At 39.3% G+C, this 25,587-nt stretch carries 23 protein-coding genes and 1 other RNA gene; 10 read left to right on the forward strand and 14 right to left on the reverse strand.

Features of this window, described 5'->3' with window-relative positions:
• Window positions 1-135: 135 nt before the first annotated feature.
• The 6 genes from IQ282_RS04885 to tgt all read right to left on the reverse strand — a co-directional run bounded on the left by IQ282_RS04885 (window position 136) and on the right by tgt (window position 7,625).
• Window positions 136-1,380 carry an asparagine synthetase B gene (locus tag IQ282_RS04885; RefSeq protein WP_194850943.1) on the reverse strand — a complete coding sequence of 415 codons (1,245 nt, stop codon included), beginning with the start codon at window positions 1,378-1,380 and terminating at the stop codon, window positions 136-138.
• A 165-nt stretch (window positions 1,381-1,545) separates the two neighbouring features.
• On the reverse strand, window positions 1,546-3,090 hold the full coding sequence (gene dnaB / locus IQ282_RS04890; RefSeq protein WP_194850735.1) for a replicative DNA helicase: 1,545 nt from the start codon (window positions 3,088-3,090) through the stop codon (window positions 1,546-1,548).
• Window positions 3,091-3,358: 268 nt separating this feature from the next.
• Window positions 3,359-4,312 carry an acetyl-CoA carboxylase carboxyltransferase subunit alpha gene (locus IQ282_RS04895; RefSeq protein WP_194850736.1) on the reverse strand — a complete coding sequence of 318 codons (954 nt, stop codon included), beginning with the start codon at window positions 4,310-4,312 and terminating at the stop codon, window positions 3,359-3,361.
• 198 nt (window positions 4,313-4,510) lie between these two features.
• Complete coding sequence (locus tag IQ282_RS04900) at window positions 4,511-5,437, reverse strand: DMT family transporter (protein WP_194850737.1); 927 nt, start codon at window positions 5,435-5,437, stop codon at window positions 4,511-4,513.
• Window positions 5,424-6,494, reverse strand: coding sequence for an LptF/LptG family permease (locus IQ282_RS04905; RefSeq protein ID WP_194850738.1), 1,071 nt, complete (start codon window positions 6,492-6,494; stop codon window positions 5,424-5,426). Before IQ282_RS04905 ends, IQ282_RS04900 begins: the two co-directional genes overlap by 14 nt.
• Window positions 6,495-7,625 carry a tRNA guanosine(34) transglycosylase Tgt gene (gene tgt / locus IQ282_RS04910; RefSeq protein ID WP_194850944.1) on the reverse strand — a complete coding sequence of 377 codons (1,131 nt, stop codon included), beginning with the start codon at window positions 7,623-7,625 and terminating at the stop codon, window positions 6,495-6,497. It abuts the gene before it with no gap.
• A gap of 635 nt (window positions 7,626-8,260) precedes the next feature.
• Here tgt and IQ282_RS04915 point away from each other — a divergent pair.
• Both IQ282_RS04915 and IQ282_RS04920 read left to right on the forward strand, forming a co-directional pair.
• Entirely contained in the window at window positions 8,261-9,106 is an 846-nt protein-coding gene (locus tag IQ282_RS04915) for a transketolase (protein ID WP_194850739.1), read from the forward strand.
• A 33-nt stretch (window positions 9,107-9,139) separates the two neighbouring features.
• Window positions 9,140-10,096: a transketolase family protein gene (locus IQ282_RS04920; protein ID WP_194850740.1), complete on the forward strand. Its 957-nt coding sequence runs from the start codon at window positions 9,140-9,142 to the stop codon at window positions 10,094-10,096.
• Window positions 10,097-10,486: 390 nt separating this feature from the next.
• Here the strand turns inward: IQ282_RS04920 and rny are convergent, their stop codons facing one another.
• The 4 genes from rny to IQ282_RS04940 all read right to left on the reverse strand — a co-directional run bounded on the left by rny (window position 10,487) and on the right by IQ282_RS04940 (window position 12,853).
• On the reverse strand, window positions 10,487-12,067 hold the full coding sequence (rny, locus tag IQ282_RS04925) for a ribonuclease Y (protein ID WP_194850741.1): 1,581 nt from the start codon (window positions 12,065-12,067) through the stop codon (window positions 10,487-10,489).
• A gap of 43 nt (window positions 12,068-12,110) precedes the next feature.
• A non-coding RNA gene (gene ssrS, locus IQ282_RS04930) (6S RNA) lies at window positions 12,111-12,220 on the reverse strand.
• 53 nt (window positions 12,221-12,273) lie between these two features.
• Entirely contained in the window at window positions 12,274-12,564 is a 291-nt protein-coding gene (locus IQ282_RS04935) for a cell division protein ZapA (RefSeq protein ID WP_194850742.1), read from the reverse strand.
• A gap of 1 nt (window position 12,565) precedes the next feature.
• Entirely contained in the window at window positions 12,566-12,853 is a 288-nt protein-coding gene (locus IQ282_RS04940) for a hypothetical protein (RefSeq protein ID WP_194850743.1), read from the reverse strand.
• 118 nt (window positions 12,854-12,971) lie between these two features.
• Between IQ282_RS04940 and IQ282_RS04945 the strand changes: the two genes are divergently transcribed.
• From IQ282_RS04945 to IQ282_RS04955, 3 genes are all read left to right on the forward strand, one after another.
• Entirely contained in the window at window positions 12,972-14,681 is a 1,710-nt protein-coding gene (locus tag IQ282_RS04945; protein WP_194850744.1) for a M23 family metallopeptidase, read from the forward strand.
• Window positions 14,682-14,690: 9 nt separating this feature from the next.
• Window positions 14,691-17,165, forward strand: a complete 2,475-nt coding sequence (locus IQ282_RS04950) for a TonB-dependent receptor (RefSeq protein ID WP_194850745.1) — start codon at window positions 14,691-14,693, stop codon at window positions 17,163-17,165.
• Between the two features lie 214 nt (window positions 17,166-17,379).
• On the forward strand, window positions 17,380-17,700 hold the full coding sequence (locus IQ282_RS04955) for a hypothetical protein (RefSeq protein ID WP_194850746.1): 321 nt from the start codon (window positions 17,380-17,382) through the stop codon (window positions 17,698-17,700).
• Between the two features lie 64 nt (window positions 17,701-17,764).
• Here the strand turns inward: IQ282_RS04955 and IQ282_RS04960 are convergent, their stop codons facing one another.
• Window positions 17,765-18,922, reverse strand: coding sequence for a cysteine desulfurase family protein (locus IQ282_RS04960; protein ID WP_194850747.1), 1,158 nt, complete (start codon window positions 18,920-18,922; stop codon window positions 17,765-17,767).
• Between the two features lie 71 nt (window positions 18,923-18,993).
• On the opposite strand from IQ282_RS04960, the gene IQ282_RS04965 reads away from it, so the two are divergent.
• Entirely contained in the window at window positions 18,994-19,962 is a 969-nt protein-coding gene (locus IQ282_RS04965) for a hypothetical protein (protein ID WP_194850748.1), read from the forward strand.
• On the opposite strand, the gene IQ282_RS04970 is transcribed toward IQ282_RS04965, so the two are convergent.
• Window positions 19,952-20,497, reverse strand: a complete 546-nt coding sequence (locus IQ282_RS04970; protein WP_194850749.1) for a Smr/MutS family protein — start codon at window positions 20,495-20,497, stop codon at window positions 19,952-19,954. The genes IQ282_RS04965 and IQ282_RS04970 overlap by 11 nt on opposite strands.
• On the reverse strand, window positions 20,487-20,681 hold the full coding sequence (locus IQ282_RS04975; RefSeq protein WP_194850750.1) for a hypothetical protein: 195 nt from the start codon (window positions 20,679-20,681) through the stop codon (window positions 20,487-20,489). Before IQ282_RS04975 ends, IQ282_RS04970 begins: the two co-directional genes overlap by 11 nt.
• Before the next feature lie 112 nt (window positions 20,682-20,793).
• Here IQ282_RS04975 and IQ282_RS04980 point away from each other — a divergent pair, with 112 nt between their 5' ends.
• From IQ282_RS04980 to IQ282_RS04995, 4 genes are all read left to right on the forward strand, one after another.
• On the forward strand, window positions 20,794-22,848 hold the full coding sequence (locus IQ282_RS04980) for a T9SS type A sorting domain-containing protein (RefSeq protein WP_194850751.1): 2,055 nt from the start codon (window positions 20,794-20,796) through the stop codon (window positions 22,846-22,848).
• Between the two features lie 4 nt (window positions 22,849-22,852).
• Complete coding sequence (locus IQ282_RS04985) at window positions 22,853-23,146, forward strand: DUF2752 domain-containing protein (RefSeq protein ID WP_194850752.1); 294 nt, start codon at window positions 22,853-22,855, stop codon at window positions 23,144-23,146.
• Between the two features lie 10 nt (window positions 23,147-23,156).
• Complete coding sequence (locus IQ282_RS04990; RefSeq protein WP_194850753.1) at window positions 23,157-23,522, forward strand: CCC motif membrane protein; 366 nt, start codon at window positions 23,157-23,159, stop codon at window positions 23,520-23,522.
• A 103-nt stretch (window positions 23,523-23,625) separates the two neighbouring features.
• Window positions 23,626-24,009: a CCC motif membrane protein gene (locus IQ282_RS04995; protein WP_194850754.1), complete on the forward strand. Its 384-nt coding sequence runs from the start codon at window positions 23,626-23,628 to the stop codon at window positions 24,007-24,009.
• A 212-nt stretch (window positions 24,010-24,221) separates the two neighbouring features.
• Here the strand turns inward: IQ282_RS04995 and rocD are convergent, their stop codons facing one another.
• The gene (gene rocD, locus IQ282_RS05000) at window positions 24,222-25,499 is read right to left on the reverse strand and encodes an ornithine--oxo-acid transaminase (RefSeq protein WP_194850755.1); all 1,278 of its coding nucleotides are present in this window, start codon (window positions 25,497-25,499) and stop codon (window positions 24,222-24,224) included.
• Window positions 25,500-25,587: the final 88 nt, after the last annotated feature.

Raw genomic sequence — 25,587 nt, forward strand, 5'->3', positions numbered from 1 at the left:
AAAAATCTTTCATCCTAGATTACTACTCCTTGATTCTATGAGCTGGGCCGCCATGTTTGAGTATAAAACATCAATTGATTATCAACTCAACCAAAAAACCATGAATCATCTAAATAAATATAAGTATTCAGAAGCTTATGTTTTCTGTTCCTTCTTTTTAGCCGCTGGAAACAAAACGTTATTTAAAATCAAACGGTATCCTGGCGAATTGGGATGCAGGCTTAATTCTGTGGGTGGATCTCCTACTCTATGTTGGTAATCCTCAGGATCGTGACCGCCATAAAATGTAAAAAATCCTTTCCCGCGTATGCCATGAATGTACCTAGCCTCTCTGTTTGATTTATTTTCTCCCAGTACCAGGACATTCTTTTTCACTTCATCGCGATCATAGCTTGTAGTTTGACCCATAAATCCTTTAACCAGACTCGTGTGGTTCTGATTAAGCATGGTGGGAATAGGATCCCATTTGGCACTAAAATCCATTAGCGAAAAATAATCGCGTTCTTTCTCAATCCTCCGCTTTGAGGTCATGTCAATCGAGCTGAATTCATACACCATAGGTGATCGCTCCAACTTGAAATCAGTAAAGGCAAATGTTTTTGTGAAGTCAATTTTATTCTGATAATCGGCATCTGATGGATCGCCATCAAACATGGTTTCTGCGATATCAATACCTTCTGCGGCTAGTGCAATGTCAAAACTATCTGTGGCGCTACACATCGCAAACATAAAACCGCCACCCACGACGTAATCCCTAATTTTCAATGCCACTGCTCTTTTCTCCTCACTTACTTTTGCAAAACCTAGTTCTGTAGCAAGTGCTTCAGCATTTTGTTTTTCTTCAATATACCATGGGGATGTGCGGTAGCTGCGGTAAAACTTTCCATACTGACCCGTGAAATCCTCATGATGTAAGTGAAGCCAGTCGTATAAAATCAACTCATCGGCCAGTACTTCTGTATCATAAATCTTCTCATAGGGAATTTCTGCATAGGTCAAAACCATTGTAACAGCATCATCCCACGGCGCCTTTCCTGTAGGTGTGTAAACTGCTATCTTAGGTGCTTTCTCTAGTAAGACTTCCTGCATATTCTGGGAAGGGCTGGCGATAAATTCTAGAATAGAAGTAACCTCACCTTCCGACAATGGTTCAAATGAAACACCACGCACCACTAATTCTTTTTTAAATTCGTCTGTTTCAGGAATTAGGAAGGACCCACCGCGGTAGTTGAGCAACCACTTGACTTTAGTCCCTTTTGCGAGCAGCCAATAGGAAATCCCATAAGCCTTTAAATGATCCGTTTGCGTTTCCGCATCCATCGGGATTAATAAATATTGGCCTATGGAAACATTAGATACCATCAAAAATGCGACGATCATCAATAAATAGGAGAATTTCGATTTAAAAAATAATATCATTGTTAGAAATTCTAATTTTAGGTGATCCTGTAATTTAATGTAGTGAAGCTTTCGCGAAAGCGAACTTAATAATCCTACAAAGCATACTACTTGCTCAAGATAACAACTAAGACCTTATCCCTATTTTTAAAATGCAATCCCGTCATCGTCCGCACTTTGTGGACCATCAAAAACATCATTAGGATTGCCAAAACGTGGTACGTCTGGCTTAAGGGTATCATCATTTGCAGCATTCATCTTAGAGCCAAATTCTTGCGGAGTTGACATGAACGTATCTAAGTTATCAAACTTACCAAATTGTCCTAAGAATTTCAATCGAATGGAGTCTGTCGCACCATTACGGTGTTTTGCAACAATAAATTCTGCTTGATCCTTAGTGGGTGTGCGATCATCGTCGTCCCATTCTTCCAGATTGTAATATTCTGGACGATAGATAAAGGATACAATATCTGCATCCTGCTCAATCGCTCCAGATTCCCTAAGGTCAGAAAGTAATGGCCGCTTACTTCCACCACGAGTTTCTACCGCACGGGATAATTGTGATAGTGCAATCACGGGAACCGCCAGTTCTTTAGCAAGAGCTTTAAGATTACGGGAAATCGTAGAAATTTCTTGTTCTCGGTTTCCTCCTTTAGCGTTTGTTTGAGCCGTCATTAATTGCAAATAATCAATCATAATCAATTTGATCCCATGTTGCGAGGCTAACCTTCTACATTTTGCCCGCAGGTCAAAAATAGAAAGTGACGGTGTGTCATCAATGAATATAGGAGCGCGTTCCAGATCCTTTACTTTTACATTAAGCTGTTCCCATTCGTGAGGTTCCAGCTTGCCTGTACGCAGCTTTTCTGAAGGCAATCCAGTTTCTGATGATATCAAACGAGTTATCAATTGTACACTACTCATCTCCAGAGAGAAAAATGCTACAGGAATTCCACTCCCTACGGCAATATTACGAGCCATAGATAAAGTGAAAGCCGTTTTTCCCATACCTGGACGCGCAGCAACGATAATTAAATCACTGGGTTGCCATCCACTGGTCAAACGGTCAAGATCTGTAAAACCGGTAGGAATTCCACTAAGTCCATCGCGGTTTGCGATTTCTTCTATGCGCTGCTTTGCCTGGCGTACCAGGTCCATTGCAGTTTCTGTAGTCTTTCTTATGTTCCCTTGAGCAACCTCATATAACTTTGATTCTGCCTTATCAAGTAAGTCAAAAACATCTGTAGACTCCTCGTAAGAATCGTTGATGATTTCTGTAGAAATTTTAATCAGACTGCGCTGGATAAATTTCTGTAAAATGATGCGCGCATGAAATTCTATGTGAGCGGTTGAACTCACCATTTGGGACAATTGAACCAAATAATGATCTCCTCCCACGGACTCCAACTTCTCATCCTTACGCAGTTGTGCGGAAACGGTTAATAAATCCACTGGACTACCGGCCTTGAACAACTTATCGATGGAATCAAAAATCAATTGATGTGCTTTATGATAGAAAGCATCAGGTGTCAGTAAGTCAATAACCTCATCAACCCCTTTCCCATCAATCATCAACGCACCTAACACAACTTTCTCAAGATCAACTGCTTGAGGCGGTATCTTACCTTTCTCCAACGAGATGACCGGGCTGTTGCCAGAGACTAATGAGGTGCGTTCTTGTACTTTTTCCATAGAGATCAAAAGTAGTGGTTTGATACTGATTATTATGATTTCCTTGTCTTATGGTAATCAACAATCGAACCTTAATTTTAGTTGATAACATGTTGAGAACCCCAAAATTTAATACCGCCTAGCCTAAAACTATTTGATAGCCCTTGTAGGAAAAAACTTTATATTTTGAAACTCAGGTTATGGGCTGACAATAACTTTGCAAAACCAGTTCAAACAAAAAATACCAGCCTATCGGCTGGTATTTTTTAAACATCGGCAAGCCGCTGTTTTATCCTTTGTAAACTCCCATGTTAGCATATTTATCCATACGCTGTTTTACTAATTCCTTAGCAGATAAATCTTTCAATTCATCATAATTGCGATCAATACATTTAGCAACCGATACAAAGATTTCTTCTCGATCCCTGTGCGCGCCGCCATCAGGTTCGTCAAGGATTTCATCAACTAGCTTTAATTTCTTCATGTCCTTACTGGTTAATTTCAAAGCTTCCGCAGCTTCTTCTTTATGTTCCCAGCTTCTCCATAATATAGAAGAACAAGATTCTGGCGAGATCACGCTGTACCAGGTGTTCTCAAGCATGACCACACGATCACCCACACCTATTCCTAATGCTCCACCACTAGCTCCTTCACCTATAATAACAACAATAATAGGTACTTTTAAGCGGGTCATTTCTAGAATATTACGCGCAATTGCTTCTCCTTGACCACGCTCTTCTGCCTCTAGTCCAGGGAAAGCCCCAGGAGTATCAATTAATGACACCACGGGAATACCAAATTTCTCTGCACTCTTCATTAAGCGCAATGCCTTGCGATACCCTTCAGGATTTGACATCCCAAAATTTCGATATTGGCGAGTTTTAGTATTGTAGCCCTTTTGCTGACCTATGAACATATAGGTTTGATTTCCTATTTTTCCTAGACCACCTACCATTGCTTTGTCATCTTTGACATTGCGATCTCCATGCATTTCCAGCCAGGAATCACCACACATACTCTTGATATAATCAAGCGTGTATGGACGATCAGGGTGGCGGGACATCTGCACCCTTTGCCAGGGCGTCAAATTACTGTAAATCTCCTTGCGGGTTATTTTTATCTTTTTCTCTAATTGAGAAATTGTTTTGCTGACATCGACTTGATTATCAGCGCCTAATTCCAGTGTTTGCCGGTATTTTTCTTCCAGCTCCTTAATAGGCAATTCAAATTCTAGATATTCCATAGTTGGGTTTTCCAGTTGGGGTGAACAAATATAAGGAAAGATCGCAGTGTGTAATAGCGATATTCCTATCTAATCTCGCAGTTTAATCGCGTTAGAATAATGGCTTTTTGAAGCACGCTTCCGCGAAAGCGTAATTTTTAAAGTCTAAGCTGCACTCCATGAGCTTACAAAAAACGACTGCATCACAGTTTAGAATTATCAAGGATGCTTCTTTAACGCCAGTCTCTCTCGTTTTGCCATTCTGTTTTTAATAATCCCATTCGTAATGATAACTGCCAGAATCACGACAGCGCCCAGGTAGAATTCTGGAGTCATTTGCTCCACATCACCTAAAATAAAAAACGCTAATAAAATTCCATAAACCGGTTCGAGATTGATGGTCAACATGATGGTATAAGCACTTAAAAATTTCATCACCTTAACGCTGGCAATAAATGCATAAGCGGTACAAAAACTTGCCAAAATCCCGATCCACAACCAGTCCATATCCGTTAAGGCAGATGGCGGTACAAAATCGGAAGGAACAAATAAAAAGTAAATAGTTATCAAACCTACCCCACTCAATAATTCATAAAAACTAATGATGGATGGCGGGTGATCCTTGGCCCATTTTACGTTAATAATGGAAAAAGTGGCGCTTAATAAAGCACTGATCAATCCCAGCACCATTCCCAATACGTATTCCGTTTCTACATTAAATATATAATACAGCGCACCGATGATAATCGCACCGAATATCAATTCATAACCTACAAACTTTTTAGATGTAAATATGGGTTCCAGAATAGCAGTAAAAAAAGCTCCCGTGCTCACCATCGCCAGTGTAACTGATACATTGCTTTCTTTAATCGCTCCAAAAAAGGTGACCCAATGCAGTGCAATAACGCAACCTGCACCCATAAAACCTATGATGCGCTTGCGAGGCAATGCATCAGGACCCGTGAGCCTAAACGGAATGCGCATGATTTTCATATAAATGAAGATCAGGACAACGGCAATTCCCATGCGCCACCATACGAGAGGAATGCTTTCAATACTGATCAACGCTCCCAATACTGCGGTAAATCCCCAGATGAAAACTATAAAATGTAAATGGAGGTAATTGAGTACTCTATCGTCTTGCATTTCTTAGTAAGAATAAAGCCACTATGGCAAAGAAAATATTAGGCGTCCAGACGGCAATCCAGGGAGAGAATGTGCTCTTCTCTGCTATCGTTCCAAATACCTTGTCTAAAAACATATAGCTCATAGCTATAACGATACCTATGGCAAGATTTACTCCCATTCCACCACGTTTTTTAATAGAAGAAACCGCTACCGCAATGATGGTAAAAATGAAAGCGCTTACAGGTATAGACGTGCGTTTATATTTTTCAACTAGGTAAATATTCATGTTTGCATTTCCACGCTTTTCTTCTGTTTTGATATATTCATTGAGCTTTGAATAAGAAAGCGTTTCTGCAATATAAGTAGTGGGCGTTAGCTCGTCGATGTCAAAATCGAACACGGTATCCAGTTTGCTTTGTTGGACTATTATCTCGCTGTTTTCCAGAATTGTGCGTTTTTTATACTGGCTCAAAGTGTAAACGCTGTCTTTGAAACTAATTCGGTTTGCATAGATTTTATATTTTAAAACATTACCCTCAAAGTGTTCTAAAGTAAAATCATAACCCGTCTGATTGGTTTTTTGGTAGTTGCTGACAAACACATAATCATTGTCATTGATCTGCCTAAAAACATTGGTGGTTTCCATATCACCACCCCTTTTAAAATACTTGTACTGGAACTCATTGAACCCAGCTGCTGCATTAGGAACAAAAATGGCATTGAAAACTAAGGCGCCTCCACATATCAAGCTTGCTCCTATGATATAGGGACGTAAAAATCTATTGAAAGAGACACCCGAGCTTAAAAATGCGATGACCTCCGTATTGTTAGCCAACTTAGATGTAAAAAACATCGTAGAAATAAACAGAAAGATTGGAAATAAGAAGTTCGTGAATACCTGTGTGAAATCTCCCAAGTAAATGATCGTTTCCCAGAATGGCACTTCTTCAGCTATGATTTTCCCTATTTTTTCTGCAATATGAACCGTTACCATAATTGGTAAAAACAACATTAGCAGCAAAAAGAAGCTCCCTAAATAACTTTTTAATATGTATCTATCGAGTATACTAAACACTTACAGTCGATTGTCCATTTGCTTCACCATTTTATCTTTCCAAGTTCTGAAATCTCCAGCAATAATATGCTTTCTAGCCTCCCGCATCAACCACAAGTAAAAAGCCAGATTGTGAATGGTACAAATCTGTCTTCCTAGCATTTCATTTACCGTAAATAAATGTCTTACATAAGCTTTAGAGTATTCTGTATCTACCCAGGCATAATTTGCATCGTCCAGTGGGCTGAAATCCATCTCCCACTTTTTATTCTTCATATTAATAGTACCGTGCGCCGTAAAAATCATGCCGTTTCTACCGTTTCTAGTAGGCATCACGCAGTCAAACATATCGATTCCCAGTGCAACATTCTCAAGGAGGTTAATAGGTGTTCCAACACCCATCAAATATCGAGGTTTGTCTTTGGGAAGTATTGCAGTAACAACATCAGTCATCGCATACATTTCCTCTGCAGGTTCCCCAACAGACAATCCGCCTATCGCATTTCCATCCAATTCACAACTCGCGATGAATTCTGCGCTTTGTTTTCTTAGATCAGTATAAGTACTCCCCTGAATTATGGGGAATAATGTTTGAGTGAATCCGTATTTATCTGGTGTGTTATCAAAACGTTCTATACATCTTTTTAACCAGCGGTGCGTCATGTGCATACTGCGACGCGCATAATTGAACTCGCAGGGATACGGAGTACACTCATCAAATGCCATAATAATATCAGCACCTATCGTGCGCTGGATGTCCATCGCACGTTCTGGAGTAAAAGTGTGGTAGGATCCATCAATATGGGATTTGAACTTTACGCCTTCCTCCTTAATTTTTCTATTAGCACTAAGGGAATACACCTGAAATCCACCAGAATCTGTCAATATAGGCCGGTCCCAATTCATAAACTGATGCAAACCACCTGCTTTTTCCAAAACTTCAGTTCCTGGTCGCAAATACAAATGATAGGTATTTGCTAGGATTATATCTGGATTTACATCTTCCTTAAGTTCACGCTGGTGAACACCTTTTACCGTGGCAACGGTGCCTACCGGCATAAATATAGGTGTCTCAATAGCACCATGATCTGTATGCACAACACCAGCTCGAGCCTGACTGTTTGCATCTGTTTGTAGAAGGTCAAATTTCATTTTCATGCGTGGCAAAGATAAGGAGAGTTGGGAGTTTACGCTTTGAAGTTTTGACGAATGACTGGCTGGATTGTCGCTACGCTTCAACCTTGCTGACATAATCTGTATGGCCAAAGCTCCGATATCCTGAGGATATTTCTCCTTTAAAAAAACAAAAATAAAATCAAAAACAAAAACAAAATAAAGGTGGAAACAAGAACACCTCAACGCCAAACTGTATTCTGGAGGCGACAAAAACCGCCATTAAAAATAAAATCAAAACGAAAATCAAAATGAAGCGAGACATTACAAGGCTCTACGTACAAATTGATATTTTGGAAGCGAAAAACGTTAGCTGAGGGTTCAGCAGGAGTTTCCACTTCAATTATACCGTAATAAAGTCATACGTCAACTGTCACAAGAGTTCTCGCAGGGAACATGAGCATTATTCGTCAACCGTCACAAGAATTCCCGCAGGGAACACGAGTCATCCTATGTCTTATGTCATTTTAATCTAGGTTCAGATTCAAAATTAGATTTTGATTTTTTAAAGTTTGTTCACAAAACCACCCAAATCGTTGATAAGTCAAATTTTCTCCAAAAGTCTTTACCATAGGATCTTCCTACCTTTACAGCTACTAACTAATTTTCACAAAATGGCTGATATACAGCACTTAAAAGATGTAGTCTCGCAGGTACGTCGCGACATCGTTCGTCAGGTTCATGCGGTCAACAGTGGACATCCTGGTGGATCACTAGGATGTACAGAATTCATTGTAGCGCTCTACAATGAAATCATGGAACACGACCCTTCCTTTACTATGGATGGTAAAAATGAGGATCTTTTCTTCTTATCTAATGGTCACATTTCGCCCGTATTCTACAGCGTTCTTGCCCATGCCGGTTATTTTCCTAAGGAGGAATTATCCACATTCCGCAAGCTTAATTCTAGATTACAAGGCCACCCGACAACTCACGAGGGACTTCCCGGAGTGCGTATTGCCAGTGGATCTTTAGGTCAGGGAATGAGTGTGGGAATAGGCGCTGCGTTGACTAAAAAGCTAAACGGTGATGACAAAACAGTTTTCACGCTTCATGGTGATGGTGAATTGCAGGAAGGTCAGAATTGGGAAGCCATTATGTATGCGAGTGCAAATAACGTTGACAATTTGATTTCTACCATTGATGTTAACGGTCAACAAATTGACGGTAGTACAGACAGCGTGCTCGCTTTAGGTGATTTGCGCAATAAGTTTGAGTCTTTTGGTTGGGAAGTAGTAACTGTTGATAAAGGAAACGACATTGAATCTGTTATTGCTGGAGTCCAGGAAGCGATCTCGCTTTCGCGAAAGCGTAAACCCGTCTGCATCCTTCTTCATACAGAAATGGGAAATGGCGTGGACTTTATGATGGGATCACATGAGTGGCATGGCGTTGCTCCAAATGATAAGCAACTGGCAGATGCACTGCAGCAAAACCCAGAAACATTAGGCGACTATTAATCAAAAAACGACCGCAAATCGCGGGACGCATTTATGAAAACATATACAAATACAGGGAATAAGGATACCAGATCAGGATTTGGAGCTGGACTTTCAGAGTTGGGAAAAAGTAACGATAATGTAGTTGCACTCTGTGCAGATCTTACAGGTTCACTTAAAATGAATGCCTTTGCCGATGCACATCCAGAGCGGTTTTTCCAGGTAGGAATTGCAGAAGCTAACATGATGTGTATCGCTGCCGGAATGACCATAGGCGGAAAAATACCATTTACTGGAACTTTTGCTAATTTTTCAACAGGTCGCGTTTATGACCAGATCAGACAGAGTATTGCTTATTCTGACAAAAACGTAAAAATTTGTGCTTCACACTCAGGAGTTACTTTGGGTGAAGATGGTGCAACGCATCAGATTTTAGAGGATATAGGATTGATGAAAATGTTGCCTGGAATGACCGTAATCAATACTTGTGATTACAATCAAACTAAAGCAGCTACTCTTGCGATTGCAGAGCATCATGGGCCAGTATATTTAAGATTCGGTCGTCCTAAAGTTGCCAATTTCACTCCGGAGAACGGCGAATTCAAAATCGGCAAAGCAGTGCTTTTGAGCGAAGGGACTGATGTTACTATAGTTGCTACTGGACACTTGGTTTGGGAAGCGCTAGAAGCAGCTAAAGCCTTGAATGAAAAAGGAATTAGCGCAGAAGTCATCAACATCCACACCATCAAACCATTGGATGAGGAAGCCATCATCAAATCTGTAAAGAAAACAGGTTGCATAGTTACTGCAGAGGAGCATAATTATATGGGCGGTCTAGGAGAAAGTGTTGCAAGAACATTATCACTAAGCGTTCCTACTCCACAGGAATTTGTAGCGACACAAGACACATTTGGTGAAAGTGGAACCCCAGAGGAACTTCTTGAAAAATACGGACTGAATGCAGCAAGTATTGTTGAGAAAGCAATGGCAGTGATCAAACGTAAAAAGTAAGAATTGACTCTTCTCAATCTGAGGAGCAATATTTTAACAAGTTCAAAAGCCCTGACAGCAATTCTGTCAGGGCTTTTTTGTGATTGTGTTGACCATGCTTTTGGCTAGTATTATTCTTTCATTAGAATCAATAAAATGATGACACACGCAGTATCATCATAAGAGAATCGAGCCATTATATATTAGGAAGCATGAAACTCTATGCCTAATTATTCCGGAACTCGCATATAATTTTGAACGAAAAAATCCGTGGATGATACATCCACGGATTTTTCTATTTCAATTTATTTGAGATCCAGATTTTAAAATTCGGACCAATAACTTCCAATAGCTTTTACTTGTAGAAGTTATACTCAAAAATTATAGCTCATAGCACATAGCTAAAATTGGTTACTTGGCTATATTCACAGCCCTAGTTTCCCTAATCACGGTAACTTTAACCTGACCTGGATAAGTCATATCAGTCTGAATTTTTTGCGAAATTTCAAAGGATAATTGGCCAGCGCGCTCGTCAGAGATCTTTTCGCTTTCTACCATCACTCTCAATTCTCTACCTGCCTGGATTGCATATGCTTTCTCTACCCCACCAAAACCGAATGCAATATCCTCAAGATCCTTCAAACGCTTGATGTAAGAATCCAGCACCTGTCTTCTAGCTCCAGGGCGCGCGCCGCTTATGGCATCACATACTTGAACAATAGGAGATAGTAAAGAGGTCATTTCTATCTCATCGTGGTGAGCTCCTATCGCGTTACAAACTTCTGGCTTTTCACCATGCTTTTCAGCTAGCTTCATCCCTAGGATTGCGTGAGGAGTCTCATCATCATCTTCAGGAACCTTTCCTATGTCGTGAAGTAAACCGGCACGTTTAGCAAGTTTTGCATTCAAACCAAGTTCTGCTGCCATGGTTCCACACAATTTTGCTACTTCCCTACTGTGTTGTAATAGGTTTTGTCCATAAGAAGATCTGTACTTCATTCTTCCTACCATTTTGATCAGTTCTGGATGTAATCCATGAATTCCTAGATCGATAACGGTTCTTTTCCCAACCTCCGCAATTTCCTGATCAATTTGCTTTCTTGTTTTTGCAACTACTTCTTCAATACGAGCTGGGTGAATCCTACCGTCGGTAACCAGTTTGTGCAGTGACAAACGAGCTACTTCACGTCTAACCGAATCAAAACAACTTAAGATAATCGCATCTGGCGTGTCATCTACAATAATTTCAACACCAGTAGCTGCCTCGATGGCGCGTATGTTGCGACCCTCACGACCGATGATTCTACCTTTGACATCATCACTTTCCAGATTAAAAACAGATACGCAGTTTTCTACGGCTTCCTCAGTTCCTATACGTTGGATCGTATTGATAATTACCTTACGGGCTTCTTGTTGGGCCGTAAGTTTTGCCTCTTCAATGGTGTCTTGTATGATCGACATCGCTTCCGTTCGAGCTGTGTCTTTCAAGGATTCTACTAATTGTTTTTTAGCATCTTCTCCAGACATACCACTGATGACTTCCAACTGCTTGATTTGTTGAGAATGCGTTTTTTCAATTTCCTCCTGCTTCTTAGAAAAAGCTTCTCGTTTATCATCAAGATCCTTGACTTTGCTGTCTAGGCTCTGGGTCAGTCTTTTATTTTGAGCCAGTTCATTTGATACTTTAGACTCTTTATCTTTCACTCTTTTTTCTGCATCCTCCATTTTCTTCTCTCGCTGCATGATATCCTTTTCATGTGCAGACTTGAGTTCAATGAACTTCTCTTTAGCTCTGTAGGTTTTTTCAGATTTTATTTTTTCACCTTTTACTTGAGCGTCTTTAACTAGTGATTCCGCTTCTTTTCTAGCATCTGCGATGAGTTGGGAAGGTTTACCTTTTTCAACTATTGATTTTGCAATGAAAAAGCCTATTGCTAGGCCTATAATTAGTGCGACGATCGCACTAATGATTACTATTATATTGGTCTCCATGATTGTTATAAATAAAAAAACCTGCACAAGTTCGGTTTTGTATGAACTCCCTAAATAAAGTTTAAGGCTAACTGGCTGATCAAGGATCCGGCTCTAGGCACGGCTTGCTTTTACAACCACGACTCACCCTTTTTAAAGAATTAATTGTTGAGTTCACCAAAAAATGAAACAAGTGCAGGTAGTAACTGTTTGTGTTTAAAGAACGTCTATGACAAATGTTGATTCAATAAGTCATCTAGAATCTGCAGCCGATCCTGAACTTCCTCATGGTCATCACTCTTGTCAATAATATGTTGCTCAGATCTTGCAGCAAACTGCAATGCGCACATAGCAAGTACGTCCTGTTTATCGCGTACGGCATAACTTTGTTCCAGTTGCTTCATCATATCCTGGATACTTTTTGCCGCCTTGCGCAGTCCTTCTTCCCGTGAGGGATCAATAGTTAGCGGATAAACCCTATCTGCAATCGAAATTTTGATTTTGAGTTTATTTTCCACACTATGCTAATTGTGCAATACACTGATCGATTTCTCTTACAAGTGCATTGATCTTGAGTTTTGTTTTTGTTTTGTAATCGTCACTACCTAACATCGCATTTGCTGTTTTAAGCGCTATAGTGTTCTCAGCACTATTACAAATCTCTTCCTGTGCCTCCTTTAATTCCTTTTCTAGGCCATCGATTCTTTCCAGATTATCGACAGCTTCTCCTTGAAGTCGCAGGTTTTCGTCTATCAAAGTCTTGATCTTTAGCTCAATCTGATCTATTTGTTTCAAGGCCTTTGACATACAAGCAAAATTAATGCAGTTCCTACAAAATTAGGATTCCCCTGAGACAATCCAAATATTTATGGAACAAAGTTTGAAATCCTTTTGAGGAGCGCTCCTACCACCATATATTTAGATCATGCATAGAAAATATTTTATTTTATTGTTACTGGGATTGTTTTTAGTTCGCTTTGGCGAAAGCCAAACACCACAAAATCTTCCACAAGACTATTTTCAAAATCCACTGGATATTGAGCTTAAATTGAGTGGCTCTTTTGGTGAATTGAGATCTAACCATTTTCACAGCGGTATGGATATCAAAACTAACCAGCGCACCGGTGCCAAGGTCTATGCGGCAGCTTCTGGATATGTAAGCCGTATTAAAATTGAAACCTATGGATATGGAAAAGCACTTTACATAACCCATCCCAATGGTTATACCACGGTTTATGCACACCTGGAAAAGTTTGCGCCACGGATCGAGGAATATGTAAAAGCAAAACAATACGCAAATGAAGATTATGAAATACAGTTGTATCCTGATGATCTAGAATTGCGTGTAGATCCAGGTGAATGGGTTGCCTACAGCGGTAATACCGGTGGCAGTGGAGGTCCACATTTACATTTTGAAATACGCAACAGCGCAGAGCGTCCTACAAACCCTATGCTATTTGGTATTGAAATTCCGGATTCACGGGAACCTTTAGTAAAACAAGTGAAGGCTTATCCGCTGAACGCAGAATCTACTATAAATGGTAAAAACCAATCCCAAATGTTGCGATTGATCCCATTAAAAGGAAACAAGTTCAAAACCGAAACATTTTCTGCCTACGGAGAAATAGGAATAGGTGTGAATACAAATGATCAAATGGACGGCTCTAATAATCAAAATGGAGTTTACGACATTAAAACCTACTTTAACGGAAAGCCTAGTTTTGAAATGATTTTTGACCAGTTCGGTTTTGATGAAACGCGATATATAAACCAGATGATTGATTATGAGCATTTCAAAAACTCCAAGAGTAGAATCTCTAAATTATATGTTCCTGACGGCAGTCCTTTAAGTATGTATAGAGAATCTGTTGACAACGGTAAGCTAAAACTTTATAATCCCGGAACCCAGCACAATTATAAAATTTCAATAACCGACTTTAAAGGCAACGAAAGTGAAATCAATGTGGACATTGATAATGAACAAAAGGTTGAAGATCTTATTCCAGTAGATACAAAAAATGCCATTCTCGTTGCTCACAATGAAAGCTTTACAACAACTCAAGGTTCCTACACCCTTACCATACTTAAAGGCACTTTATATGAAGACACATTTCTAGACATCAATGAAAATGCAGATGTCTTGAAAGTTCATGAAGATGTCATCCCACTGCATAAAAGTATGGTCATCAATTACGATATGAAAAGCAAGACAGGTGATGATATGAGCAAATATTATCTAGCGAGAATTACATCATGGGGAGCAGCTTATCACACTCCTTCCAGATTGAGCGGCAATACTTTAACGGCTTTCACAAAAACATTAGGGACTTATGCGATACGTAAGGATACTAAACCACCATCTATAGTTCCCGTTAATTTTAAAGACGGACAATGGATCAGTAAAAACAGAAACTTAAAATTAAAAATAAGCGACAGGGAAACGGGTATTAAGGCCTATCGCGCTACAATTAACGGTAAGTTTATACTCATGGAATATGATTATAAAACAAACTTGATCACTTATGATTTTGATGATGCTGTAATTACCGATCCTGATAATGAACTTATTGTTATCGTGACGGACGACGTAGGAAATAGCAGTAAATTTGAAGCCAACTTCAAACGTAAGGAATAACCAGCCGCATTGAAATACTATCTATTTAGCTTATTATTTGTCGTAACTACCCTCAGTTTTGCGCAGGAATCTATCGTTCAAGGTGTGATTTTAAATGAGCAGCAACAGCCGGTTAACAATGCAAATGTTTCCATTATAGGAACCACATTAGGCAGCAGCAGTAATTCTAATGGTTATTATCAAATCAAGGTTCCGTCAAATACACTTATAGAACTTCAGTTTTCCAGTATTTCTTACAAATCTATCCTGTTTAAAAACCTAATTCTCAAAACAAATGAGATTCTAGAAATAAACCCTGTTTTTAAAGTCAATGTGGAACAGATTGCGCCCGTTACCATAAGTTCGACTTCTACCCGTGAATTTACTGGTGTAACTACTATTGATCCTCAATTGATACGTCGGATTCCTGGCGCACAGCCCGGTGTTGAGAATATTTTAATGTCGCTACCGGGTGTGAATAACAATAATGAACTGAGCACTCAATATGCGGTGCGTGGTGGAAATTATGATGAAAACCTTGTCTATATTAACGAGATTGAGGTTTACAGACCGTTCTTAATCCGCAATGGACAGCAGGAAGGTTTGAGTGTTGTCAATACAGACCTGGTGCGCAGCGTGGACTTTTCGGCAGGAGGTTTTCAGGCAAAATATGGTGATAAATTGAGTTCTGTTCTTGACATTGAATACCGCCGCCCAACGGATTTGAGCGCTGGTGTTGATGCGAGTTTGTTGGGCGTTAATGCATTTGTTGAGGGAACCGCTTTCGCGAAAGCGTTGACTGCCACAGCTGGATTGCGCTACAGAGACAATAGTTTATTCATCAATTCTCTGGAAACCCAGGCGAGCGCCGTACCGAGATTTTACGATGCACAAACCTATATTACCTATAGAGTCAGTCCCAAATTTGAACTGGCATTTTTAGGAAACATCGCTGTCAACAGCTATGATTTCATGCCGGAAGATCGACAAACTAATTTTGGTACCATAAACGAACCTATTGCGGTGGTCATTGATTATGAAGGTCAGGAGCAAGATCAATACGAAACTTATTTTGGCGCTGCAAAAGCCAGTTATGACGTGAACGAGCGATTGAATCTGCGTTTTATTTCCAGCGTTTATCTGACTCAGGAACAAGAACATTATGATATTCTCGCCCGCTATGGAATAGGAAACCCAAATACGGATATAGGGAGTCGAGATTTTGGACAGGTGGATTTTGTGACTGGAATAGGCTCAGAACTGGAACACGGCCGTAATGATCTGGACGCATTAATAGCTACTGTTGAACATCGCGGAACATATGTTTTTAAGAAAGAGGGTATTTCCAACGATCAGCTGGACTGGGGAGTTAAATATAATCTGGAGGATATACGCGATCGCGTCCGGGAATACAATGTTGTTGATAGTGCTGGTTTTAATGTTAGACCGCCAGATGGTGGCTTTAGAAACGATGAGCCTTATAATTCGTTTGATGCTCCGTTAGCTCCTTTTACCTCTATTCGTGCAAATAATGAAGTGCAGATCCAGCGTATTCAAGCATATGCGCAATACAGCAGTCGCGGTTACTGGGGCGATAGTGAGGTGTTTTGGAATTTAGGTGGACGCGTTCACAACTGGACGGTTTCTGGGGATGCTTTTAAGAATTCTACACAGACGGTACTTTCTCCACGTGGGCAATTTGCAATCAAACCGGACTGGGCAAGTACAGATATGCTATTTCGTTTATCTACTGGAATTTATTATCAACCACCATTTTACAGAGAATTGCGTGACGACAATGGCGCTGTTATACCAGATGTAAAAGCTCAGAAATCGGTGCATTTTGTCCTGGGTAACGACTGGAGTTTTACCATGAATGATCGACCTTTCAAATTGACTTCTGAAGTTTACTATAAGAATCTAACTGATGTCAACACTTATACTTTAGAAAATGTACGCATACGATACCGAGCAAATAATGATGCCAAAGCCTATGCCTATGGCCTGGATCTGCGGTTAAACGGTGAGTTTATCAAAGGAACCGAAAGCTGGATATCGGCTGGATATTTAAAGACGGAAGAAAACCTCAACGATCGCGGTTTCATTTCCCGACCTACCGATCAACGTTTGAAATTTGCTATGTTGTTTCAAGATTATGTTCCTAACATGCCGCAGCTTAGAATGTATTTGAACCTAGTTTACAACACCGGTCTACCTGGAGGTTCCCCCAGTTATGCAGATCCATACGACTACCAGTTCCGTTTGCGGGATTACCGCCGTGCCGATTTAGGAATTAACTACGTTTTCAAGGATGATAAGAATGAAAGTAAAACTTTCGATATGTTTGAGGAATTCTACATAGGTGCAGAGCTTTATAATATTTTTGATAATCAGAATAGCATTACAAACATCTGGGTGCGCGACATTGCTTCCAACCGCCAGATTGGTATTCCAAATTTCTTAACTCCACGGGTTTTAAATTTTAGGTTGGTGGCAAGGTTTTGATTTATTAACGAAAAACCGCTACACTTCGGCTGAGTTTAGTAAGTTCGATAAATGATTATTGACCGCTCAATTAATTATTGGTAGCTTAAAATCCGCAAATTACCTAGGTAATTTTATGTCAGGAAGGATTGTATTGAAACTTTTTATGTAAGATTTTCTAAATGGAGATTTTAACTTTAAACGTAGAATTCCACGATTTACAAAAAAATTCAAAATGTTAGCTAACGAAAAAGAAAAACGGAATATTGTCTTATCTCCTTTGCTGTTATTAGTAGGGATTTACTGTCTTTTAGCTCAAAATATTCTTTTGAAAGGACAATTCGAAACCTTCAGGTTTTCTCAAAATAGTTACATCTATGATTACGGTATTTTAATATCTAAGGGAATGGTGTATTTGGCCTTTGCTTTATCATTCATGTTTCCACTAATAATTTGGATAAACAAAAAACATAGCCTTAAGAAAAAAATATTATTGACAATTGTTGGTTCTCTACCTGCATTATATTTTATTCTGCTTTATTCATTGTCAAGCTAATAAGAAATAGTTGTAGCCTTATGATCAATTGATCTACAAACCCGACTTGTAATCTCAGATAAAATTAATTCTTTATCCCATCCAAATAATCCTTCAACACTCCAACTACATAATCCAATTCTTCCTTAGTATTATAAATCGAGAAGCTAAACCTTAAACTAGGTTTATCCATATCTTCATCACTTAAAACTTGAGTGAGCACGTGAGAACCTTTTTGACTTCCGCTTTGACAAGCGCTTCCTTTAGAACAGGCGATTCCTTTCAAATCCATGGTAAACAACAGCATTGCCGCTTTATCTGCTGGACATGGCAAACACACATTTAGTAACGTATAGGTCGAGTTATCAGAATCTCCGCATTTTCCATTGAATTTGATTCCGTCGATTTTCGCCTTGAGCTCACTTTTAAAATATTCTTTTAACTCCTTAATATAAGCACGGTCTTTTTCAAGATGTTCATAAGCCATTTGCATCGCTACATCCATCCCAACGATATTGTGCACACTTTCTGTACCGGCACGGATACCACGCTCCTGAGAACCTCCCAGTATTAATGGCTTTAAACCGGTTCCTTTTCTAATAAAAGCAAAGCCTACTCCCTTAGGACCATGAAATTTATGCGCGCTAACTGCTGTGAAATCTACTGGGATCGCACCTAAATCCATTTCATAATGCCCCACGGACTGCACACAATCGCTATGAAATAGAGCATCGTGTTTTTTACACAAAGCCCCTACCCGATCAATATCAAGTCGATTTCCTATCTCATTATTAATATGCATAAGAGAAACCAGTGTTTTCTGATCTGATTCCGTCAGCAATTTTTCCAAATGCAAATAATCTGGAGTTCCACATTCCTGAAGCTGCACATGATCTACGTGAACTCCATATTTCTCCTTACAATAGTCCACAATGTAAACAACCGCATGATGCTCAATACCTGTCGTGATAATGCGCTTAACATCAAGATCCCGGACGCAGCTATGGATGGCAAGGTTATCAGCCTCAGTTCCACCAGATGTGAAAATAATTTCAGCAGCAGACACATTTAATTGCTTTGCAATATTCTTGCGAGCGGTTTCAACGAGCGATTTAGCACTGCGACCATAGCTATGGGTGGAACTAGGATTTCCATAATTATCCGACATGACTTCTGCCATGCGATTCACAACTTCAGGACGCAATTGAGTTGTTGCGGCGTTATCTAGATAAACTTGCTTCATCCTGCAAAAATAAAATTTTCACACTCAATAACCGTTATCCTTTCTCTATAATGATATACTACCTTTGCGATATGAAGAAAATTATTTACGCTTTTTTGTTAATTGCTGTTGCCGGCTGTGATGATGGTGATATTATCATTGAAGACTTTAGTTTTGATGGTATTGATTTAAAAGCTTGCCTCCCGCAAGCTACCGATGGTTCCAGAAATTATGTGTTTTACAAAGTTGACAATACCAATTTTGAAAGTCTGAGTTTACAATTCACAACAAATGAAGAAATTTTCAATGTAGACGACACTTATGGTCCTTTTGATATAGGCCCAGCAAATACAGTGGAATACAGGAAGTACGATGCCGCTCCTGGAACTGACTATTTTTGTAGTTCTGTACCACCTGCAGAACCACGTGTTAATGACGCATTGAAATCTGCAGCAGGAAGATTTTTTATCACCACTGAAAATCAGTCATTGACCAGTCAAGCTGCATTGACAAATACAGAAGCTCCAAACGTGGACACAGACAATGATGGCGTGCCTTCTAATCAGGAGCCGTCAGGACAGGATACAGACGGTGATGGTCTGGAAGATAAAGTTGATTTTGACGATGATGGGGATAATGTTCCCACTGTCGATGAGGGCGTTGTTATTATTGATGGTGTTGTGTCAATATCTATGAGCCGGGATACGGATGGTGATGGCATCCTAGATTATCTTGATAATGATGATGATGGCGACGGTATCTTAACCATTCAGGAAGATTTAAACGGTGACTTAGATCCTCGGAATGATATGACTGGAACGCTGCCCAATTACTTAAATCCGTCAGTTGCAACAGCTGCAAGCCCTGCCATTGACCTTTTTAAAGAACATAGCTATTCAAGAACTGCACAACTCACATTACGTTTGGAAAATTTGATTTTGACTCGTGATAATGAAGAAGTCGTTTTTGATAACTTCAATAATTTTGGCACCTTTATCAGACCTCAATACCAAGTGAGAGTTACTCCAGATTTTACAGAAATGGAATCGACTAATCCTTAATTTTCGCGTTTTGAAATAGATACACCTCAGTAGCGCCCTTACCATACTTTTGATAATCTGCATCGTAGTATTTCAGATAGTCATATCGCTGGAAAAGGTAATCAAGCTCTTGTTTGAGGACGCCCTCGCCTACACCGTGGATAAAAACCAACTTAGGAATATTACTGCGATGTGCCCACTCGATTTTATCACGTGCGGTATCGATTTGTAAATTAAGCATGTCATAATTATCCATTCCTCTCTGATTCTCGGTTAGGTTATGGATGTGTAAATCAACTTCAACTGCTGGTATAAAAGCTGCTTTTTTACGGGACTGTATTCTGCGCTTCGGCTTTTTGGGAGCAGGCTCACTTTTAGCAATGACCCTGCTCACTTTAAATCGCTGGTCAAGAATCAACTCATTTTCATGGAAAGTAATATCTATGTCGTCAGTGGTGGTAATTGTTATTTGGTCCGCTTTCGCGAAAATAACTGTCCCACTAAGATCATCGTCTATAACGAGCACTTCGTCTCCTATGTTGAATTTACTTTTCATCCAGGTGATCGTCTTTATGTTTTGACCAATGTTTACTTGCTCGATAAGCTCCTATCATCAATAAAACCAATCCCAGTACTTGAACGTAGATATTAGTATCTGTAACTGTCAGAGTATAAACTAACAATGCACCGCCTATTAAAATTAACACACCGTTAAAAAGCTGCTGTGATGATTTGTTCATCGATAATATTTGTATTTTGCCGATGTTATTTTCGACGTTTATAATTGTGTCTAAAATTAACGATATTACTCTAGTAAAGAGTATATTTTTGCAACAAGTAAAAGGTTTTCCTATGAAAAAAATTACACTTCTTTTTTTAGTATTAGGCGTGGTTTCTACGGCTGTGGCTCAAATGCATGTTATCAACGACGCATTTGTGTATTCCAAGGGGACGGATATTTTTATTACTCAGGAGTTGACTTTAAAGGATGCTCCGACGATTACTAATAATGTTCCCAATGGTGGTTCTGCATTTTATTTAAGGGATGAGGCTCAATTGAGACAAGGTGATAATAATATAAAAAACACTGGAGCGGGAACCTTTTCCGTTTTCCAAGAAGGTGTGGGGAATAATTTTACATATAATTACTGGTCATCACCTGTTTATGACCCTGCAACATTTGACCAAGCAACTTCTGGTACCGACAAAGGATTTACAAATAAGCAATTTTATTTTCCTACTTTGATGGCACAGTTTGGCCCGACAGACACAGATCTAGTTATCAATGCAAAAAAAGCTGAAATATTACCTTTTAGTAATAGCTTTCTAGATGGAAGGACAGATCAACAGAATATGTCTGGCGTAACTTCAGATTTACAAATAGCTTCTAGATGGTTGTACAGTTACAATAGTCTAGGAGTAGGACCAGGAGGTGGAAATGGTGGTGTTCCTGGGTATTACGGTTTTCAATCCATTTCAGATCCAAGTGCTGTGGTTTTTCCCGGGTATGGGTTTTTAATGAAAGGTGTTTATGAAATCAGTGGAGTTAACATTAAAGGTTCTGATGAATTGACTGATGAATATGGGCAACGATATGATTTTAGAGGTATACCTAATAATGGTGACATTAAAGTAGGTGTTGCAACTGCTGATTTTTCTGTTGTAGGAAACCCGTATCCATCTGCTCTTGATTTGAAAAAGTTTATGATCGATAACAAAGAAGATTCAAGCGGTAATCCGATTATTGATGGCCAACTCTATTTTTGGGATTCTAGATCTACAACCCATTATGTACAGGATTATGTGGGTGGCTATGGTGCTTATATTCCTGACGGCGATGAAAAAAATTCAGATGGAACCTATAAATCTGAAGGAATGTATATAAACGCTGCATTCTTAACATATAATAATAATGGAGACCCTGTAAATTTTAGTGGTCCTCCCGGTATTGATGAGGAGGGTAGCATTCCTAAAAGTGCTAGTAGAAGGTACGCGGCAATAGGACAAGGTTTTGTAATACAACGCAGTTTAGCAGATGATCCTAACACACCAGGAATAATAGAAGGTGATGGAGATTTTCTTCTAGGATCCGGACCTGGAGAGGTAACGTTTAAAAACGATCAACGCATTTTTGAAAAGGAAAACTCCTCTACTAGCATTTTCAAATCGGCACCAGGGTCTTCAGGTGATCAAACAGGTAACAACAATCCACCTTTTGTCAGGCCAAAAATTAGAATCAACACTTTTATCAATAAGCAATTCAATAGACCCATGATTTTGGCTTTTGGTGAAAACGCTACTTTTGCTTGGGACTGGGGGCTGGAGGCAAGCAATAATGCGAATCGCACGGATATAGATATATATATGCCCGTCGAGAAAAAGGAAACAATTATACAAACCATTCCGCCAATTAATGATGAGACAATAGTTCCTATAGAGTTTAGATCAAATATTCAGGATGCTAGCTTCCAGATTAAGGTAACTGCTTTCGAAAACTTCGACACTGATAAAGTTCTCATCCACGACAAACTCAACAACACCTATCACGATATTTTAAACGATAGTTTCACGATTGAAACTGGAAAAGGAGAAACTAAAGACCGTTATGAAATCGTTTTTGAAGAAAAAACAACTTTAGGAACTGGAGATGTGGCGCTAGAAGAAGGTATGCTCGTTTTCCAAAACAATCCACAAAGTTTGCTTACGGTTCGCAACGTTAACAGAAAAGATATTTCAAATATATCCGTTTATGATCTAGCGGGAAGACTGGTTACAAGCTCTAATCCAAAAGACATCAATGAAGAATACACTTTTAATACTACTGCATTCTCTGTTGGTATTTACATTGTAAAAGTAACCACTTCAGATGATGCTGTAAGCGCTACGAAAGTGAGTATTTCAAACTAGTTTTATGACAGATTTCATGGGTGATAGCTGGATGCTTCCCTGTATGACTAAGCAAATGATAGGAATGGATTGTCCTGGATGTGGTATCCAGCGGTCCATTTCTTTATTGTTACAAGGCGATATTATCAGTTCCTTTTTAATGTACCCTGCATTAATACCAATAATTTTTCTCTTAGGTTTCCTTATTTTTGATATGTTTGTGAACGTAAAATACAGTGAGCAATTAAAATTATGGGGGACTATAATAGCAGTTGGTACTATTATTACGAGTTACATCATCAAACTAACCTTAACCTAAAAACTATTACATGCAAAAATTAAACACAACCGTAGTCTACATCCTATCCATTGTTGGATTTTTATGTTGCTGCGCATGGGGACTTGGCCTTGTTGCCTCCATCATTGCTTTTGTTATCGCAACTAAAGAATTGAAAAAATATGCTGCGAATCCAGAAATGTATTCTAACGGCAAACAAATGAAAACGGCAAAAACGGTAGCATTGATAGCACTTATCGTTTCTGGTATTGCAACGGCTTATACGGCTTACAACTACTTTGCTTTTACAGAGGAAGAGCAGATGGAACGAAATATCGAGATGATGGAATCCCTAGGAGTTCCTCAAGAATTTATCGATCAAATGAGAACTCAATCAGAAGCAAATTTAGACGAGTAGATTCTAGAAATCAACAATTAATTTGAAAAGGGAAAGCTAACGCTTTCCCTTTTTTTACTTAAAAACTCAATCCTTATATTAGTTCCAGCTAAACCATCAAATCATGCAAAAATTAAATACGACCACCGTTTACTTATTATCAATCGTAGGATTTCTTTGTTGCTGTCTAGGAATAGGCGTCATAACATCTGCGATAGGACTTAACATTGCAAATAAAAGCCTGAAGAAATACAAAGAAAATCCAGAACTTTATAGTAATGGAAATGCCATGAAGACTGCTAGAATCGTAGCTATCATTGCGTTGATTATTTCTATCATTACTACTGGAATTGTAATTTACATTATAGTGATGCTCTCTACGTCTGCAGAATTTGCCTGCGAATTTTACCGTAACGCTGTGGAAAGTATGCAAAACAACCCGAGCGTAACATCAGATCAAATCCAACCCTGGATTGAAAAGCAACAAGAAGCGTGCAGCCAATTATGATATAACTGTATCACTATTTCAGGCCGGAACACTTGAAACCAAAAAAGGGAAAGCTAACGCTTTCCCTTTTTCTTTTAATTTGTGACTTCACACTTGCTTGGTGACTTCATTCTGACTTGGAGTAAACCTATTGAATGGTAAATTTGTAACTCAGTCTCAACCGGGATTTAAATTACCAATTCAAAGTAATGTGGACTGCATCATTCTTTCAACTATTCAAACTCCTTTAGAGTCTTGATAATAATTGCGATACATTCATCCAGTTGCTCCTTGTTCATAACCAGTGGTGGTGCAAATCTGATAATGTTCCCATGAGTTGGCTTAGCTAGCAAACCGTGATCGCGCAATCTTAAACATATATTCCAGGCCGTATCTCCTTCTTCAGAATCATTGATCACGATGGCATTCAGCAAACCGCGACCGCGTACAAGAACTACGGTATCTGTTGTTTCTATGTATTCATTTATTTTTGCTCTGAAATAGTTTCCTAACTCACGTGCATTCTGTGCTAAATTTTCATCTTTGATAACTTGCAACGCCGCAACACCTACTGCTGCTGCTACTGGATTACCGCCAAAAGTACTTCCGTGCTGTCCTGGATTAATGACATCCATAACGTGATTATCTGCAAGAACAGCGCTCACTGGATAAGCTCCGCCAGAAAGTGCTTTACCTAAAATCAATATATCTGGTCGCGCATAAGTAGCTTCCTGACGTTCACAATGACCTTGACAATCGCATTGACCACAAACCGCAAGCAATGCTCCAGTTCTAGCGATACCCGTTTGAATTTCATCTGCGATGAATAACGCATTGTGTTTTTTACAAAGGTCACGTGCATTACGCATATAATCGTCTGCGGGAACAAATACACCGGCTTCACCTTGAATAGGTTCTACCATGAAACCAGCAATATTATCTTGTTGTAGCGCTTTTTCTAAAGCAGGCATATCATTGTAAGGAATCTTTATAAACCCTGGTGTGTAGGGTCCAAAGTTTTTCCGTGCATTTTCGTCATTGGAAAAGGAAATGATGGTGGTTGTTCTACCATGGAAGTTATTATCCACTACAATAATCTGGGCATCCTTCTCTTCAACTCCTTTTTTCTCATAAGCCCATTTACGGGCGATTTTAATCGCCGTCTCAACGGCCTCTGCCCCAGTATTCATGGGCAACACTTTATCAAATTTGAAATATTCTGTTATGTATTTTTCAAATTCACCCAGTTTGTTATTATGAAAAGCTCTAGAGGTAAGTGTCAATGTGCGCGCCTGTTGATCCATGGCTCCTACAATCGCTGGATGGCAGTGACCCTGGTTAACCGCACTATAAGCACTTAAAAAGTCATAGTACCGTTTTCCATCAACATCCCATACATACACGCCTTCCCCACGCTCCAGTACTACGGGTAATGGATGGTAGTTGTGCGCTCCGTGAGCATCTTCAATGTCTATAAAATGTTGTGCTTTCTTAGATTCTACTGCGTTCATGAATAGTATTTTAATTCGTTTGTGCCAATTTACAAAAACACAGCAGGTTTTTTCCTTATCTAGGGTTAATTCTCTGCTTTCAAAACAA

It is taken from the genome of Nonlabens antarcticus (assembly GCF_015356755.1).
GTDB classification, from domain to species: Bacteria; Bacteroidota; Bacteroidia; order Flavobacteriales; family Flavobacteriaceae; genus Nonlabens; species Nonlabens antarcticus.

What these genes read in the sequence shown, in the direction of transcription:
- IQ282_RS04920 (WP_194850740.1), top strand. Translation starts at nt 9,140, where the DNA reads ATGAAAACATATACAAATACAGGGAATAAGGATACCAGATCAGGATTT.
- IQ282_RS04945 (WP_194850744.1), top strand. Translation starts at nt 12,972, where the DNA reads ATGCATAGAAAATATTTTATTTTATTGTTACTGGGATTGTTTTTAGTT.
- IQ282_RS04895 (WP_194850736.1), bottom strand. Translation starts at nt 4,312, where the DNA reads ATGGAATATCTAGAATTTGAATTGCCTATTAAGGAGCTGGAAGAAAAA.
- tgt (WP_194850944.1), bottom strand. Translation starts at nt 7,625, where the DNA reads ATGAAATTTGACCTTCTACAAACAGATGCAAACAGTCAGGCTCGAGCT.
- IQ282_RS04980 (WP_194850751.1), top strand. Translation starts at nt 20,794, where the DNA reads ATGAAAAAAATTACACTTCTTTTTTTAGTATTAGGCGTGGTTTCTACG.
- IQ282_RS04940 (WP_194850743.1), bottom strand. Translation starts at nt 12,853, where the DNA reads ATGTCAAAGGCCTTGAAACAAATAGATCAGATTGAGCTAAAGATCAAG.
- IQ282_RS04975 (WP_194850750.1), bottom strand. Translation starts at nt 20,681, where the DNA reads ATGAACAAATCATCACAGCAGCTTTTTAACGGTGTGTTAATTTTAATA.
- rocD (WP_194850755.1), bottom strand. Translation starts at nt 25,499, where the DNA reads ATGAACGCAGTAGAATCTAAGAAAGCACAACATTTTATAGACATTGAA.
- IQ282_RS04990 (WP_194850753.1), top strand. Translation starts at nt 23,157, where the DNA reads ATGCAAAAATTAAACACAACCGTAGTCTACATCCTATCCATTGTTGGA.
- IQ282_RS04970 (WP_194850749.1), bottom strand. Translation starts at nt 20,497, where the DNA reads ATGAAAAGTAAATTCAACATAGGAGACGAAGTGCTCGTTATAGACGAT.
- dnaB (WP_194850735.1), bottom strand. Translation starts at nt 3,090, where the DNA reads ATGGAAAAAGTACAAGAACGCACCTCATTAGTCTCTGGCAACAGCCCG.
- IQ282_RS04985 (WP_194850752.1), top strand. Translation starts at nt 22,853, where the DNA reads ATGACAGATTTCATGGGTGATAGCTGGATGCTTCCCTGTATGACTAAG.
- IQ282_RS04915 (WP_194850739.1), top strand. Translation starts at nt 8,261, where the DNA reads ATGGCTGATATACAGCACTTAAAAGATGTAGTCTCGCAGGTACGTCGC.
- rny (WP_194850741.1), bottom strand. Translation starts at nt 12,067, where the DNA reads ATGGAGACCAATATAATAGTAATCATTAGTGCGATCGTCGCACTAATT.
- IQ282_RS04960 (WP_194850747.1), bottom strand. Translation starts at nt 18,922, where the DNA reads ATGAAGCAAGTTTATCTAGATAACGCCGCAACAACTCAATTGCGTCCT.
- IQ282_RS04885 (WP_194850943.1), bottom strand. Translation starts at nt 1,380, where the DNA reads ATGATCGTCGCATTTTTGATGGTATCTAATGTTTCCATAGGCCAATAT.
- IQ282_RS04955 (WP_194850746.1), top strand. Translation starts at nt 17,380, where the DNA reads ATGTTAGCTAACGAAAAAGAAAAACGGAATATTGTCTTATCTCCTTTG.
- IQ282_RS04965 (WP_194850748.1), top strand. Translation starts at nt 18,994, where the DNA reads ATGAAGAAAATTATTTACGCTTTTTTGTTAATTGCTGTTGCCGGCTGT.
- IQ282_RS04900 (WP_194850737.1), bottom strand. Translation starts at nt 5,437, where the DNA reads ATGCAAGACGATAGAGTACTCAATTACCTCCATTTACATTTTATAGTT.
- IQ282_RS04995 (WP_194850754.1), top strand. Translation starts at nt 23,626, where the DNA reads ATGCAAAAATTAAATACGACCACCGTTTACTTATTATCAATCGTAGGA.